The sequence below is a fragment of the Spirosoma profusum genome (assembly GCF_014699005.1).
GTDB classification, from domain to species: domain Bacteria; phylum Bacteroidota; class Bacteroidia; order Cytophagales; family Spirosomataceae; genus Spirosoma; species Spirosoma profusum.
This window is the reverse complement of record NZ_JACWZY010000058.1, coordinates 1-15,735: the sequence shown is the minus strand read 5'-3', so window position 1 is coordinate 15,735 and position 15,735 is coordinate 1. Positions and strand designations below refer to the sequence as shown.

Here is a 15,735-nt window from a genome sequence, read left to right as displayed (position 1 = left end):
TCTCAAATGAATTTATGCAAAGCGTTAGAATTCTTATGTGAAATGAGTGTTTTCGCTGATGAAAATAAGCGATTATATATGTAGTAATTTTTTAACAGTATTTAACAGTAAATAACAGTACCTCAAGTTAGATTTCATGAATTTTGTGAAGAAAAAAATCAGCTTGTCTATGAAATTAAATTCACTCACTTCCATTTATTTATTTGTCTCTTGGATAATTCTTTGTCCGCAGAGTTTTGCTCAATCGCCCGTTGCTGGACAGATTACTTATGAAGGCATTCGCAAATTCGATCCATCAGGCATGCGGGTTGTCATTGGTGGCGAAGAAGTTAAGCCGGGTGATCCAAATTTCCCTGCCGAATTACCGGATGCACGTGCGTTTAGTTTGAACGTGCTTTTTAACGACCAATACCTAAAGGAAGAAGGGGGCCAGCAAAGTACTGGTCTTCGTACGATGGTCAGCAGACCTTTCCCCGGCGGCCCAGGTGGCCCACCTCCTCGTAATCCGGGGCGTCCTTTTGACGAGCAGACATATATTGATTTAAGCCGTCAATACGTAATTACCCTATTAACAATTGGTAAAGACAAGGAGGCTCGTACGTACCGCGCCGAGGTGGCTATCCCCCGACGTAATGACTGGCATCTAACCGATCAGACGAAACGTGTAGCCGGTTACACCTGCCGTAAAGCCACCATTACCTACCGGAACGAAACCTACACCGCCTGGATTACGGATGAATTGCCTTTTACCTATTCACCCATCCGCGAGCTAACACCAAACGCAGGGGTAATCTTGCTGGTAGAGGGTTCCAGGGAGCAGTTTCGAGCGACGAAAGTTAGCCCCGCTAGTGGGTCAGCAAATGAGGTGCAACCCCCAGCCCAAGCCGAACTGATATCGATTCAGAAGCTGAATGACCTGCGTGAGAAAGCAATAGCCGATTTTCAGCAGCAACTTATGATGGATAGACGGAATTAGCTGACCTGCCTTAAGAATCAAAAAATCCTAAACACTACGTTCAACAGGTTCGGCCAACCACTTTGATTCCCATTTCATGTTCGTTTATTTTACCCTCTGGCTTGATTTACGCGCAAAGGGTAACATAGTGATATCGCTAAAAAGGTGGTTGTGGTTGATTGTTTATCCGTTAATGGCACTAACGATAGTAGTTGCCACGAATGATACGCCCTTCAGCCGACGGCTTTTTTTGCCAAGTTTTTATACGGACATTCTGTTTGCTGTTGTCTTTACATACCTTTTTGGTTGGTACGTAAGGACATTAACGACAAAATTAAACCAGCGATTCCCCAGCCTTGAAGCTAAATCCGCGCGAATCTGGCAGCAGATTATCTGGGGAATCGTTTTTCCTTTAGCCATTTTACTGCTGCTGGAGATGGCATACATACAGTTCGCTTTAGGCATTTCGCCAAACTTTTTTTCCCTATTTGGCGCGGAATTACCCCTGGCCGCTACGTATATGGTGGTGCTGAACGGGCTTCATTACCAAACAACTGCTACTCAATCTGGTGCTACGTCGGAACACATAAGTATTCCCCAAAAAAGACCGGCCACTACGTTCCTGGTGACGACTGGTTACAAGCAAAAGCCCATTCCTGTCCGGGATATAGCCTATTTTATCAGCACCGACAAAGTTGTCTATTTAGTTACTGATCAGGCTGAGCAATATCTGGTTCAGGAACCCTTAAACAAACTTATAGAAAGAGTCGACCCCAGGCTGTTTTTCAAGATGAATCGTCAGATGATAGCCCATCGGAACAGTATTGAGTGCGTGGAACATACTGCCACCCGTAAACTCCTGGTCACCCTGCGGCCACCTATAGCAATGCCCATGTACGTATCCAAAGAGAGGGTAAGTCTTTTTTTGACATGGCTGAACGAATAAGCTGGCCGGTTGAGATTCCTTTTTGTCCGTTTCGGTAATCTCCCCATCTCAAATTACCCTAGAGCGGTTATTGGCGAGGCTACTTTTACGCCTTTAACAACACCTACTTATGAAACGGCATTTTACATTGCTAAACGGGCTATTCCTGTTTAGTTTTCTGGTTGCGGCTATACCTGCGCACAGCCAGCCTGCCCGGCTCCCCATCCGACTTAGCGTTTTCTCGGAAAGCACATCCATTCCTTTTGTCGATGGTTTTATTACGCGCCCCATTCACCCGGGCGTATCACTTGGTACAGAATGGGCATTGAAACGATTGCCAAAATCCCGGCTGATTCAGGGTCTTTCGGCGGGCTATTATTACCACCAGTCGTTAACGCAGGGATTCTTTTTAAGCACGGATATTCGGTATGAAGTCCGTCTACCTCTTTCGCTGTATGCGTCGCTAGGAGTCGGAGTCGGCTACCTCCATACGTTCAGAACGGGAAATGAATTCCGGTTAGAAGACGGCCAGTACGTCCTAAAAAAGGATAATGGTAATTCCCATGCCATGCTGAGTCTGCCGCTGGAGTTGGGCATTCGACTTGGCCGAAATGGACTGGAATCGTCGAAGCTTTTTGTGCAGTATCAGCCCTGGGTCGAATACCCGTTCTCGCCGGGTTTCATTCCGCTTATGACTCATACGAATCTAGTTGTAGGCTGTACATTTTTCCCATTTCATTAATCTGCTCAAGTCGTTATGAAGTTGCTTATTTGCCAGTTACGGCAGACCCGTTCTGCCTGGAAATCAAGTTTTACTACGTTGGCGCTAATCGGATTGTTGTCGGCGTGCGACGCATCCGAAAAGTTGGCCCCTGCTACGTACGATTGTTACGTCGTTAATGACGTTAGTCGTACTCATCCTAACCGTGCTCAATTACAGGCTTTACTCGACCGTAAAGTAAGACAAGGAGTTCCGGGTATGCTATTGTCGGTACGTGATCAAGCTGGCACAGAATGGCTTGGAGCCGCTGGTGTGGCTGATCTATACAACCAGATTCCACTGAAACCATGTAATATTACTCGCGTTGGTAGCACGGTAAAAACGTTTACAGCCGTTACCGTTTTGATGCTATACGATGAAGGTCTGCTTGATTTAGATGATCTGATTGGCAAGTATCTACCGCACTCTTTGCTTTCTAAATTGGATAACGGTTCTACGGTGACAATCCGCCAACTGCTCAATCATTCCAGTGGATTATTCAATTATATACAGAATCTTCAGTTTCAAACGGCGTCGCTCAATGAGTTGACTAAAGAGTGGTCGGCGAAAGAACTCCTAGCTTATGCATATGGACAAAAAGCATACTTCGCGCCGGGTACGGATGTACGCTACTCCAATACCAACTATATTCTTTTGGGTATGCTTATTGAGCAAATCACCCACAAGCCGTTTTATGCCGTTTTTGAGCAGAAACTGTTTCTGCCACTTGGCTTAACCAGTACGTCGTTTGCGGCCCGCAATCCCGTACCACGCTCAATCATCCGAGGCTACGCTGATATTTACAATGATTTGAATGTAATCGAGACAACGTATTATAGCGGCTGGGATTATTACACGGCTGATGGCGGACTCCTTTCTAATCCACACGATATGGCGGTTTTTCTGCACGCTTTGTTCGGCGGAAAACTTCTTAAGGCTAGTACGTTGCAGGAGGCTATGCAATGGGAAGAACCATCGAAACAGGAGGCTGACGGGTTTAAGACCGCGTTTGGGCTCGGTTTTTTCAAGATAGAGACTCCCTACGGAATTGCCTATCAACACAGCGGAGATGCCATCGGATACTACGCCCGGATGCTATATTTCCCGGAGAAAAAGGCCACGGTTGTTTATGCCACTAACGGAAACTACGGACGTATCGATCCGCTGGTTTCTTCCAAAGAAGCCACGAATGAGATTCTGGAAGCTGTGTTCAAGTGATACGTACTAAACCGCTTACGGTTGTTTGGTCGCGATGAGTTCGCCATCGGGTGTTGCTATTTTGACTTTACTCACCTGCTTTTTGTCATCACGCAGAAACACGATCACATCCGTACTACCAACAATCTGAAGCTGATCTTTCGTAGATGTCGGTCGAAGCTCAAGGCGTTGTTGCCCGTTTGCGGCTCCGTATAGCTTGCCCTCGTTCAGCCAGATGTCAATGGTTTTTAACTCATTGTCTGAATCAGCCTTGTACGTACCCACATATACGGCAAGGGACGTAGTGTCCTGAGCAGATTGGGTTGAAGGCTTGGCGTGGTTAGCGTTGATGAATAGGAAATAAATAACAAAAAAGAGTGACAGGGCTGTTTTCATGCTCGTGCTTGGTAATGATCTGTATAACGTGGGCGGCTCAGAACTGGGTTCTGAACCGCTTGTCGCCTTGAGTTTAGCAACATAGCACGGGTCGTTACTAAGACAATTACGTAGGATGATTTATTTTTCTGTCAGGTGAAGGATTGGGCTTATGAATTAAACTAGGGCAATTTATGACTAGGTATCGCTCACATCCTGTACTGACGAAACGCTCTTGACTCGCACCCAAAATTTATTTTTTTCAAGTAACAATCTGTAGCCTTCAAGTGAAATTAGAAACATCACAGCTTACATAAATCAACTAGGGCCGTGTTGGCCAGTCAATAATTTAGCCTTGAGTTGTAGTCAACTCGGAGAATGGATAATTAGCCCGATGAAGTCTGTTTTTTGTTTGCCTATATGGATTAGCCTACTTTTTATAGGTAATCTCGCCAATCAACTTTGTTTCGCTCAGGCCCCCACCCAAACCCTTAAAGGACGCGTGATTGATGCGGAATCAGGACAGCCAATTGCGAATGCCCATATTCTTCTTCAACCAACCCAGCCTGCACTCGGCTCCCAAACGAACGACCAAGGATTCTTCAAGCTAAGAAACATCCCGGTCGGTCGTTATAATCTGGCCATTACCGCTGTTGGCTATGAGGATACGTTTATTCAGGAAATTTTAGTTGGCGCAGGTAAGGAAGTTGACCTGACCATACGAGTCAGGGAGGGTTTTCAGCAACTCAATGAAGTGGTCGTTAAAGCGGCCCGGCAGCAAGGGGCTTCGATCAATGTCATGAGTAGCGTTAGTGCCCGGTCCTTTACGATCGATCAAACAAAGCGGTTTGCTGCCGCTATCAATGATCCGGCACGTACGGTCAGGTCTTTTGCAGGTGTTAGTGGAAATGACGATTCAAATAACCAGCTCATTATTCGAGGAAATAGCCCGAAAGGAGTACTCTGGCGAATGGAAGGAATTGAAATCCCGAATCCCAATCATTTTTCCGAACAGGGCGCCAGCGGTGGGGGCGTTAGTGCGTTAAGCGCAACTTTGCTTAGTGAATCGGATTTTTTGACCGGTGCTTTTCCGGCAGAGTATGGTAATGCAATGGCAGGTGTTTTTGATTTGAAACTCCGGCGGGGCAACACTGAAAAACGCGAGTACACCATCCAGGCAGGGCCGCTTGGCCTGGACCTGGCTGCCGAAGGGCCAATAGGAAAAAAAGGGGCATCCTATCTGGCAAATTACCGGTATTCTACACTCGCCTTGCTGACTAAAGCAGGTATCAATCTTCAGGGAGACGCCCAGACCGATTTTCAGGACCTCGCCTTTAAAGTATATCTGCCGGTTAAATCAAAGGGAACACTATCGATTTGGGGGGTAGGCGGCCTTAGTCAGATACGGCAGCAGCAACCGGATGTCATTGAGGAGGCTCGTTCGGACAAAGGTGTTATTGCCCTTAATTACCGCTATCAGGTAACTACCAATGCGTTTTGGGAAGCGATCGTTTCGTTTGCTGGTCAAAAAAATACGGTCGAGCAGGATAGCCCGGATACGTTCGCAAAATTGACGCAACAGTTTCGGAATCAGGCTTTACGAGCGACGCTCTATACCAATATCAAACTGGACGTTCATCACACCTTGCGATTTGGGACACTTGTCAATTTAATAGGATATCATTTCGTTGACCGTTTTCAGAGTGAACACGAACCCCTACAGATGCGACTCCATCATCAGGGGCAAACTGCGCTATGGCAGGCGTATGGCCACTGGAAGTATCGCATGAGTCCCTCCTTTACGCTACACACGGGTATTCACGGGCTTTTCTTTGCGCTTAACCAGCAGGGTAGAGTCGAACCCCGTTTGGGCATGCGCTGGGGAATTAGTCCGGGTAATGTTCTGAGTGCTGGCTTTGGCCTGCACAGCCAAACGGAATCGCTACCAACTTACTTAGTGCAGATTCCGGTGAAAAATGGGCTGACTGATGCCGTAAATAAGGACCTGCAACTTCCTTATTCGCAACACTTCATCCTCAGCTATGAATATCGCCCTACTACGTCATATAGGCTGATGATCGAAACGTATCTTCAACGGCACAAAGCGGTTCCCGTTGGCCCAGTCGGTACGTTGAACCCTTACCTACGTACATTTTCAAGCTTAAATCAATTGGATGGCTATGTGGCTGATTCGCTAAGTAGTACAGGTACAGGACGGAACTACGGTATTGAAATCACCTTTGAGCGATTCCTGAATGCAGGCTTTTATTTTCTGGCTACCTCATCTTTGTACCGTTCAATCTATACGGCTCAGGATGGAGTTGAGCGCGGTAGCCGCTTTGATGGCCGGTTTGTGTTCAATCAATTAGCTGGAAAGGAATGGAAAGTTGGTCGGCATCAGGCCAACACCTTTGGCCTGAACGTAAAAAGCACCTGGGCAGGCGGTAATAGAGGGGTTCCTATTGACGTAGACGCGTCGAAACACCAAGGTAAACCCGTTTATCAATGGGCGGCTGGGTATGCCGATCAACTGGCTAACTATTTCCGAATTGATCTGCGGGTTAGTTTCACTAAAAACTATCAGGAAAGAACGACAACGCTGTCACTTGATATTCAAAACGTAACCAATCGCTTGAATCAGCATTATCGAAGCTACAGTTCCACTCGTCAGGAGGTCATTACGCATACGCAGCTTGGCCTGATTCCCGTACTGAACTGGCGGCTAGAATTCTAGTGGAAAGTTGGTGTGTAAACTGAGCTTATGCTATCGTCGCAAACGCTCATTAGTCTTCAGTGTATTAGATAGGATGGCATTGCCTTTACTTTTTAATTCATTGTATTTAACGAGTATGGGTTCACGCTCTTTTTTGCGACGATTGTGAGCATCGGTCACCTGAACCCGGATTTGTATGAGCGCGTTCGCTTTGGCTATATCCCCTGCCGCCGTGAACTTTCGTCGCTCGGCGTAAATTCTGTCGGTGGCTTTGAGTACCATTCGTTGATCGCATTGCCCCGCATCAGCGTGGGCTTTGACGTAGCAAAGGGCTGCCTGCAATGTTTTTTGTGAAGCCAATTGCTGCTTTTCAAAATACGCGTCCAGTTCCCGTTGCGAACGAGCATCATAATAATAACCTCCGCCCGCCTGCGCGATCTTCCGCAACTGTTGCGCATCACTACCCGGCACATGCAGCCCAATTACGTCGATATTTACCTCCAGGCCCGATTCGTGTAATTGCCGGGCAACAGCAACGGGGTCGCCCCCACAGGTTTCCAGTCCATCGCTCACGATAATGATTCGGTTGTGCTTACCTTCCAGCCCCTGAAAACTTTTCCGGGCTTCCAGCAGAGCGGCTGCAATGGGTGTCCATCCCGTCGGCTTAAACTGCGATAGCGTGTTCTGAATACCCGCTTCCTTTAGGGAGCCGATTGGGGCAAGTAAACTGATGCCAGCACAGCTCTCGGCTTTTCCCGATTCCTGATTAGTTCCCCGGTGCCCGTACACCAGTAAGCCTAGACGTACCGCTTCGGGTACACCCGTTACGTAGCGGGTCAGGGAAGCTTTGGCCAGACTCATGCGGGTTTGGGTTCCTAGGCGAGCGGCCATTGACCCGGATGCATCAAATAGCAGGAGTGTATTTACCGAAAAATCTAAGTCTTCTCCCGTAGCGCCTTCTCCACAGCCACTTACGTCCGCCCGGCAATCATCCTGAGTGGGATTATAGCCTAATTCCTGCTCTATAAAATCTGGAATAGCGTTCTTATCGGAATCTTTGTACCATTTGGGTTCCAAGCTCTGCGATAAATCCTTGACTTCGGTATACGTAGTATTTTCTTCTGGTGCTGGCAAATGGTGAAACGGATTCGAAAAGATAAAACTAGACGATTCAGAAGAACTAAAATAACTCAGCAGAAAACGGTATAATAACCCGAATAAAGTCATCGCAAAAAGGCTTGCTTTCATAATCGTTAAATAGGATGTCGAGTTTGCTTTTTGGCAGCACAAGCACGACAGAACCGGGCGTTTGCAACAGCTGAATTTGATAAGTTGAGCTTTTTAGGTGCTAACTAATCTACTTTCTGTTGCAGGCTGATTGGCGGAAAGGATGGACCCTCAGCTAAAACGTTCATTGATTAGATACGTAGTGGCTTGAGGGGCGTAGAAAAGTCCGTACAGAATAGAAGTGTAAATGAGACGTAGTGAACGCCATTTCTGGACAGTATTTTAACGTGAATACTGACTAAGTCAACGTATTGCTGGCGCGAGGGGCTTCGACAGGCTCAGCCTGACGGTCCACTTGAATTTGTTAAAGCAAGCTAACTGGTAGGCTGAGCCTGTCGAAGCCCCTCGCGCCAGCAATACGTTGTAGATGAATAAAGTAGTCAGCTTGTCATTACATTATCCACGATAATTTAGGCTATTCGCGTCCTAGAAAAGTTTTTACGCCTTCCCGGTATGACCGCGTCCATTTTAAAATTTTGCCGTTCACCATTTTGACGTGAAACTCGCCATTGAAATACGCTTCCAATTCCTCTACGTAGTTGAGGTTAATGATGTGTGAACGACTGATACGGGTAAAGTCAGCGGGGTCCAGCTTCTGGTCGAGCAGGTTCATTGTATTGTAAATGGTGAACTTTCGTTGCTGCGTACATAAGTTCACATAGTTTCCTTCGGCTTCCAGGTAGAGTACATCAACAAGTTTTACAAAGGTCAATTTGTGGTGTTCTTTGACTAGGATTCGCTTTAAATAATCTTCCTTTTGATCTATTCTCCCCAAACGAAACTCTGTCATCAGGCTGCTCATATCCGGTTTCAGCTGGGTTGTGAGTTGACGTATAGCTCGTTCAACTGCCTGCTGAAAACGGATTTCATCAAAGGGTTTAAGCAAGTAGTCAATCGCATTCACCTCAAACGCTTTGATGGCGTACTGATCGTAGGCTGTGGTGAAGATGATAGCTGGCTGGTGATGCGGCCAAATTTCCCGGATCGCGTCAAAGCCATCCATCTCCGGCATCTGAATGTCGAGAAAGACAATGTCGGGCTTAAGTTTCAGTATTTGTGTCACCGCTTCAACGCCGTGAACGGCCTCACCTACCACATGAATCGTATCATTATCTTTTAAAAGCGTTCGAATAAGTTGGCGGGCAACTACTTCATCGTCTGCGATTAGCGCGGTATAGGTCATAAGAAAAGCTTGTTCTGCTACGTAATTACGCGTTTATCCTGAAACCGTCAATTGTTTTGGTACGAAGTGCAATTGGATAGTCTGAAGTGATCATTCTCTTATGTGAAAGGTTTGTTTCAACTCAAACAATGTTCAGAGTGGTTTCCAGATTGAACATACTGACTGACGCTACGTATCGACTTACTGCTGAGCACAGAAACAGTTTACCCGCTTGCAGAATGGCTCACGTAGTAAACGATTCACTTTAGATAAAAGCTGTTGATTATTGGGCTATCATACTCGATATTTGATTTGATGCAGCAACTCCTAAAACGTATTTTTCAGGAATCCAATATTCCGCTTACACCTCGCCAGTTCTGGCGTTATTCCTTCTATTTCTGGGGTAGTTTTGCGTTGCTGTCCTACCTGCAGATTATCCTGTTTGATGTACTAATCGGGCACGATAAGTTTTATACCAAAAATCTTCAATGGTTTATTCGGTGGGCATCCTGGATAGCTGTAACGCCATACGTGTTGTATGCCGCCCACCGTTTTCGGGTAGATTACTCACTTCCCCTGCCAAAATTACTACAGCGAATAGGCATTCACCTGCTGTTTTTAAGTCTGATTGGGTTAACCAAAATCTTGCTTGAGTATCTGATTGTTGAACATTCTTATCAGTTGGAAACCGGTATTAATCTCTCTCCCGAACGGATTTTTATTTGGTTATTTGCCCGCTACGATTTGCTTATTGCGTCATACATCCTGGTTGTTTTGGGGTACAACGTAGTCGTTACTATTTACCGGAATCAGGAGCTGCATCAGCAAACCTTACAGGTTCAGCTGACCAACGAACAGTTAAACTCGCAACTAACCCAGATACAGCTTCAGGCCCTGCAAGCTGAATTAGCCAACGAGCAGTTACAATCGCAATTGGCCCAGGCACAGTTGCAGGCGTTACGTATGCAGCTCAATCCGCATTTTCTGTTCAATACACACCACACCATCATTGGTCTGATGATGCAGCATGAGAATCGGAAGGCGATTGACATGGTTAAATCACTGAGTGTACTGCTACGTACAATCGTTGATAACAAAGATGTAAACTTCGTAACCTTAGCGCAGGAGATCGCCTTTACCGAACAATATTTACACATTCAACAAATTCGCTTTCAGGACCGACTTTGCGTAAAAATTGCCTTAGAATCGGGTTCTGAATCGAGTTTATTACCGCAATTTCTTCTTCAGCCGTTGGTCGAAAACGCGTTTGTTCATGGACTGGAAAAAGTGTCTGGCCAAATATACCTGACTATCCAGTCGCAACTTCAGGACAATCAGTTACTCATCCGGATTGAAGATAACGGGCTGGGTTTTAGAACTAAACAGCCGAATGGACGTTCTGGTGTTGGCATCAGCAACACCCGCCAGCGACTTTACCAATCATATGGGGAGAGTGCTTCCTTACGGTTCGAACAGCCAATGCACGGCGGAACGGCCGTTGTTTTGACCCTACCGTTTATGACGGAAACCGATATGATTACGTCAGGAATTTTAGGGGATACATTACCTATTTAGCGGCTGGCTTTTCAGGAATACGGGTCGATTGCGCAGTCAGAGCTTTCCAGATACCTTTCTGCCTGACGTACACATCGGTATAGCGAAACGCATTTCGGTAAACGGCCCCTTTGTAATGCTGGGTCTGATTAAATCGCCCTGTCACGATAGCGGTTTCACCGGCAAAACGTACCTGAACGTCTTCCGTTCGAAACGGGTCGGTAATGATGTCTGGATTTGCTACGTAACGTATCAGTTGGTCTTTATTTGTGAGGGAGCCATCAGCGCCAATTAACAAAAAATTATCTGCCAATACGTTCCGTAGCAGTGCCGTATCTTTCCGGACAATTGCCTCATCCCACCGCACTTCCGTCAGAAGCACTTCCCGTTCCCAAACCTGTACCGAATCCGACGTAGTATGACGGCTAGCTGAGCCGCAGCACAATGTGTAAGTATTAACAGACCAATCAAATACGCCAGTAAGCGAGAATGACTTTTTATTACAGATTCTAACATAAGCATCTTAAACAATCGTGCCGCGAAGCTAAAATCTGTTTCGTCTGGCCAAAGCCAATTTATTCAGAGTGTTCAAAAGTTGATTTGACTTGATGTTCAGGCTCTCATAACCCTTTTTGTCATGCTGACGCAGCCGGGCCGCCAGAGCGGAAGCATCTTAATGTTTCCAAATGAGCTAGTAAGGACGCTTTAAGATGCTTCCGCTCCGGCGGCCCGGCTGCGTCAGCATGACAAAAGGGCATAAATAGATTCATGGACAACGTATCACTTTTTATCTTCCCGGCAGAAAATCTTACTGACAATTTTCCAGCCATCATCCATCTTCAGTAAGTTGAAATAGTCAATGAATTTGAACGTAGCATAGTCGGATTCAACACGGGCTTGCGCCGCTGTACCGCTGGTGGTATAAGTAACGATTTGAGTACTACGTGTCAGGGGACGCCCATAATTTTTTCGGGCGCCATTCAGATACTCCGCGATTGGTATATAGCCTTACCCAAATTGTAAGCTTCCCTGAAATTAGGACAGTCACGGATTAGACTCGAAAAGAGCTCATTTTAAATGTTACATGAAAAAGAAGAAGTTTACCGAAACACAAATCGTAGCCATCCTTAAGCAGTACGAAGGGGGACGTGAAGCCATGTATGTATGCCGTGAGTATAGCATTTCTAAAGCTACTTTATTTAATTGGCGCAAGAAATACAGCGGCATGGAAGCCACTCATCTAAAAGAGCTTAAAGCGCTAAAGGATGAAAATCACCGCCTGAAACAAATGTATGCTGAACTCAGTCTGGATTATCGACTGGCCAAAGAAATCATCGAAAAAAAGCTTTTGGGTCTTGCCAACAGAAGGAGTTAGTGGAGTGGCAGTGGAAGAAAACATAACTGTGGGCAGGGCCTGTCGGGTAGTGGGTATGCATCGATCTAGATGACGGTCCGCCGCTGCGGTGCTATCGGAGCAAAAAGAATGACCAACCAGTCATTGAGAAGTTACAAACTTACGCAGAAGCTTACCCGACTCGTGGCTTTGATGACTACTATGGTAAGATCCGAAACGAAGGCCTCAAATGGAATCGAAAACGGGTGTTGCGCGTGTATCGGCTGCTGAGTTTGAAACATCGTAGACGGCATAGACGGGCGCGTACCATCCCTCGTGAAGCAACCTTTACTGGCCCCAGAAACGATCAACTACAGTTGGAACGGTCCCCCGTAGCGGCATGGATTTTGTGGCTGATGTTCTGACCCATAAGCGAAAGATTCGAGTACTAACCATTATTGACGACTGTAGTCGAGAAGTGGTAGCCGCCCATGCTGATTTTTCGTTGCCAGCCCAGAAAGTAGTCGATGTTTTGCGAGATATTTCTGTTCAACGTCCACTACCCAACAGATCCGGGTGGATAATGGGCCTGAATTTATAGCGGATAAATTTCGGCAGTGGTGTACAGCGAACAATATTAACCTGATGGGATTATTAAGGTTGGACAATCAACTGACGGTATACCACAGCGAAAAGGCTTTGACGGGCGAGTTCGTAGTGGGCTGTTTAGCTGATTTTGTGGCTAGGGATCATACTAAACCCATCGTGATTGTGCTGGACAATGGCCCAATTCACCGTTGTAAATTGGGCCATTGTCCAGCACAATCACGATGGGAAGAAAAGGATATGTACCTGTTCTTTCTGCCTGCTTACAGTCCCCATCTGAATCTGATCGAATTGGTTTGGAAGTCGCTCAAATACCGTTGGTTGAAGAAAGTGGACTACCAATCCTGGTCCTACTTGAAAAAATCGGACCGCCGAAGCGGCCATCTTTGCTATTATCCGCAATTTTGGGCAAGAATACAGGATTGACTTCTCGGAACTAGGCAATCGAAACATTATCAAGATTAATTCTGCGTGATTGCTTAAGCAAGTAAGCAAATTTAGATTTGATTATCTTGCGACATGGGCCGCAAACGATGCATTGAACTTACTGATCTTGAGCAATTCACCCTACGTGAAGGACTCAAGTATCATCCTAAACATGAGTTCCGACGGGCTTGTCAGGCCCTACTCTGGAGCCAAAAAGGCTGGTCAGTTAAAGCCATTGCTACTGAACTGGAGGTTTGTCAGTTAAGTGTGAGCAGTTGGCTAAACCGCTGGCAAGACCAAGGTTTGGTAGGCTTAATGCGCCAAAAAGGCCAGGGTCGTAGAGCCATCTTAAGCTTAACCAATGCCGCTCATCAAAAAGCCTTGAAACAGGCTGTAGCCACCCATTATCAAGATGCTGGGCGCATCAAGATTGATTTGGAAAAAGCGCTGGGCCAATCCATGAGTCGAGATACAGTCAAGCGGTTTCTAAAAAAAACAATTACGCTTGGCACCGACTTCGGCGAAGCACTAAACCCTTTCAAGATCCCATAGCTTATGCCGATGGTTTTCAACGTTGGCAAATTCTGCTAACCTTGTGGGTATGTGGGCTCATCGAGCTGTATTTTGCCGATGAAACAGGACTAACTATGCAACCTTATGTGCCCTATGGCTGGCAGCAGAAAGGTCATCGGCTTGGCTTACCGGCTCGCATCGCTACCAAACGCATTAATCTGTTAGGGCTACTGAGGCTAGATAATCAGTTGATGATTTATCATAGCGAAAAGGCCTTGACGGGTCAGTTTGTGGTGAATTGTTTTGCCGATTTTGTCACTAAGGCTCATACTAAACCAGTCGTGATTGTGTTGGATAATGGATGGTCCGCCACTGCGGCCGATTCATCGCTGTCAGGCTGTCTATGATCGGACCGCCGAAGCGGCAGCAAGCCAATTGGGAGGAGCAGGATATGTATCTGTTCTTTCTACCGGCTTATAGTCCCCATTTGAATCCGATCGAATTGGTTTGGAAGTCGCTCAAGTACCGTTGGCTGAGGAAGGTGGATTACAAATCGTGGGCCTGCCTGAAGAAAGCCATCTTTGCCGTTATTCGTAATTTTGGCCAGGAATACAGGATTGACTTCTCGGAACTAGCCAATCGAAATATCAGCAAGATTAATTCTGCGTGATTGCTTAACTACTTAATTCTTTTTAGCTTTCATTAATTGCCCACTTTCTCGAAGCAGATGCATGAAGATTCTTTCGTCTCAGGCAGGAGCGTTTACTGAGATGTGACCCGTCCTGAAATCGAATGATTGTGCGGGTACCATTGAATACCCAGGACAACTGGAGTAGGCAGACTTGCGCTGTTTACCTATCTTGTTATAGCTTCAGCAATAAGCTCATCAACCTATAAATGGTACGTATCAGTCCTTCCTGAAATCTGGGCTGGAATGGAGAATGCCTCCCCAAGAGGTACTTGTTGAATTCACTGGTGATCTTCCCACGAGAATCCCGTATAGAAAAATCCTGATTCATCGATCCATTCCCTGAAGCCATTTCACCTCTGTAATCGTCAACTCGTATGGAAAAGCAAACTGCAACGCTTCCAGTTGTCAATGCGCATGCTGCTGGCATTGATATAGGCTCCCGAGAGCATTGGGTAGCCGTCGATCAGGACAAGGAAAATGTAAAAGCGTTTGGCGTTTACACCCAGGATCATCAACATCTAATTGACCATTTGCGGAAGTATAGCATCACTTCAGTCGCCATGGAAAGCACGGGCAGTTACTGGCAAACCCTGTTCAATGCGCTACAGAAAGCGGGCTTTGACGTGTTATTAGTAGGCGGTAGCCAGACTAAAAATGTGCATGGTCGTAAAACAGATATCATTGATTGTCTATGGATTCAACGGCTCCACTCCCTAGGCTTGTTGTCAGGTAGTTTTTTGTTAAGCGATACGCTTCAGGAACTTCGTACTTACTATTATCATCGTCAGCACCTAATTGAACAGCAGGCTACCTATACCCACAAAATGCAGAAAGCGCTTCGATTGATGAATATACGGTTGGACGTAGCTATTCGGGACATTACCGGTAAATCCGGCCTGGCCATCATTGAAGCGATTCTGGCAGGCAACCGCGATCCATATGCGCTAGCTTCCTTAGTGGACATTCGCATGAAGAAATCCAAAGAGGAAATCGCCCAATCGCTGCAGGGCTGGTGGCGACAGGAGCTATTGTTTGAATTAGGAGCGGCCTTGGACTTTTATAAGCTCTACCAGAAAGCCCTCTTGGAGTGTGATAAGATCATTGAACAGGCTTTACGCCGTTGTGAGCCTACTGAGTCAGTTTCGACGCCATCGGAATCGGTTTGGAGTTGCTACATTTGATTGGAGACTTTTCTTAGGCAGATTTGGGGATAAACATCAAAATGACCATGACGAAAC

General features: G+C 46.3%; 17 protein-coding genes. 12 read left to right on the top strand and 5 right to left on the bottom strand.

Annotated features, from left to right (window positions below):
- Nucleotides 1-169 precede the first annotated feature (169 nt).
- From IC229_RS33065 to IC229_RS33050, 4 genes are all read left to right on the top strand, one after another.
- A complete protein-coding gene (locus tag IC229_RS33065; RefSeq protein WP_190892958.1) occupies nt 170-976 on the top strand; it encodes a GLPGLI family protein in 807 nt (268 codons plus the stop codon).
- 172 nt (nt 977-1,148) lie between these two features.
- Nucleotides 1,149-1,901 (top strand): LytR/AlgR family response regulator transcription factor, encoded by a 753-nt coding sequence (locus IC229_RS33060; protein WP_190892956.1) that lies wholly within the window; start codon nt 1,149-1,151, stop codon nt 1,899-1,901.
- Between the two features lie 109 nt (nt 1,902-2,010).
- Nucleotides 2,011-2,622 carry a hypothetical protein gene (locus tag IC229_RS33055; protein ID WP_190892954.1) on the top strand — a complete coding sequence of 204 codons (612 nt, stop codon included), beginning with the start codon at nt 2,011-2,013 and terminating at the stop codon, nt 2,620-2,622.
- Between the two features lie 15 nt (nt 2,623-2,637).
- Entirely contained in the window at nt 2,638-3,858 is a 1,221-nt protein-coding gene (locus IC229_RS33050; RefSeq protein WP_190892952.1) for a serine hydrolase domain-containing protein, read from the top strand.
- A gap of 15 nt (nt 3,859-3,873) precedes the next feature.
- Here IC229_RS33050 and IC229_RS33045 read toward each other — a convergent pair whose 3' ends face one another.
- A complete protein-coding gene (locus IC229_RS33045; protein WP_190892951.1) occupies nt 3,874-4,233 on the bottom strand; it encodes a hypothetical protein in 360 nt (119 codons plus the stop codon).
- Nucleotides 4,234-4,606: 373 nt separating this feature from the next.
- On the opposite strand from IC229_RS33045, the gene IC229_RS33040 reads away from it, so the two are divergent.
- Nucleotides 4,607-6,946 (top strand): TonB-dependent receptor, encoded by a 2,340-nt coding sequence (locus IC229_RS33040; RefSeq protein WP_190892949.1) that lies wholly within the window; start codon nt 4,607-4,609, stop codon nt 6,944-6,946.
- A 30-nt stretch (nt 6,947-6,976) separates the two neighbouring features.
- Here the strand turns inward: IC229_RS33040 and IC229_RS33035 are convergent, their stop codons facing one another.
- Nucleotides 6,977-8,173: a VWA domain-containing protein gene (locus IC229_RS33035; protein ID WP_190892947.1), complete on the bottom strand. Its 1,197-nt coding sequence runs from the start codon at nt 8,171-8,173 to the stop codon at nt 6,977-6,979.
- 454 nt (nt 8,174-8,627) lie between these two features.
- Complete coding sequence (locus tag IC229_RS33030; protein WP_190892945.1) at nt 8,628-9,395, bottom strand: LytR/AlgR family response regulator transcription factor; 768 nt, start codon at nt 9,393-9,395, stop codon at nt 8,628-8,630.
- 294 nt (nt 9,396-9,689) lie between these two features.
- On the opposite strand from IC229_RS33030, the gene IC229_RS33025 reads away from it, so the two are divergent.
- Nucleotides 9,690-10,949, top strand: a complete 1,260-nt coding sequence (locus IC229_RS33025) for a sensor histidine kinase (RefSeq protein ID WP_190892944.1) — start codon at nt 9,690-9,692, stop codon at nt 10,947-10,949.
- Here IC229_RS33025 and IC229_RS33020 read toward each other — a convergent pair.
- Nucleotides 10,942-11,373: a nuclear transport factor 2 family protein gene (locus IC229_RS33020; RefSeq protein WP_190892942.1), complete on the bottom strand. Its 432-nt coding sequence runs from the start codon at nt 11,371-11,373 to the stop codon at nt 10,942-10,944. The genes IC229_RS33025 and IC229_RS33020 overlap by 8 nt on opposite strands.
- A gap of 335 nt (nt 11,374-11,708) precedes the next feature.
- The gene (locus tag IC229_RS36245; protein WP_394355997.1) at nt 11,709-11,879 is read right to left on the bottom strand and encodes a nuclear transport factor 2 family protein; all 171 of its coding nucleotides are present in this window, start codon (nt 11,877-11,879) and stop codon (nt 11,709-11,711) included.
- A 133-nt stretch (nt 11,880-12,012) separates the two neighbouring features.
- Here IC229_RS36245 and IC229_RS33010 point away from each other — a divergent pair, with 133 nt between their 5' ends.
- The 6 genes from IC229_RS33010 (at nt 12,013) to IC229_RS32985 (ending at nt 15,678) form a co-directional block, all read left to right on the top strand.
- Nucleotides 12,013-12,303, top strand: coding sequence for a transposase (locus IC229_RS33010; RefSeq protein ID WP_190892940.1), 291 nt, complete (start codon nt 12,013-12,015; stop codon nt 12,301-12,303).
- Between the two features lie 534 nt (nt 12,304-12,837).
- Nucleotides 12,838-13,293, top strand: a complete 456-nt coding sequence (locus tag IC229_RS33005) for a transposase (RefSeq protein WP_317171689.1) — start codon at nt 12,838-12,840, stop codon at nt 13,291-13,293.
- Nucleotides 13,294-13,386: 93 nt separating this feature from the next.
- A complete protein-coding gene (locus IC229_RS33000) occupies nt 13,387-13,845 on the top strand; it encodes a helix-turn-helix domain-containing protein (RefSeq protein WP_190892936.1) in 459 nt (152 codons plus the stop codon).
- A 41-nt stretch (nt 13,846-13,886) separates the two neighbouring features.
- Nucleotides 13,887-14,213, top strand: coding sequence for a transposase (locus IC229_RS35865; RefSeq protein WP_262893426.1), 327 nt, complete (start codon nt 13,887-13,889; stop codon nt 14,211-14,213).
- On the top strand, nt 14,210-14,476 hold the full coding sequence (locus IC229_RS35860) for a transposase (protein ID WP_190892933.1): 267 nt from the start codon (nt 14,210-14,212) through the stop codon (nt 14,474-14,476). The genes IC229_RS35865 and IC229_RS35860 overlap by 4 nt, the downstream gene beginning before the upstream one ends.
- A 395-nt stretch (nt 14,477-14,871) precedes the next feature.
- Nucleotides 14,872-15,678: an IS110 family transposase gene (locus IC229_RS32985; protein WP_190892931.1), complete on the top strand. Its 807-nt coding sequence runs from the start codon at nt 14,872-14,874 to the stop codon at nt 15,676-15,678.
- The last annotated feature ends 57 nt before the right edge of the window (nt 15,679-15,735 follow it).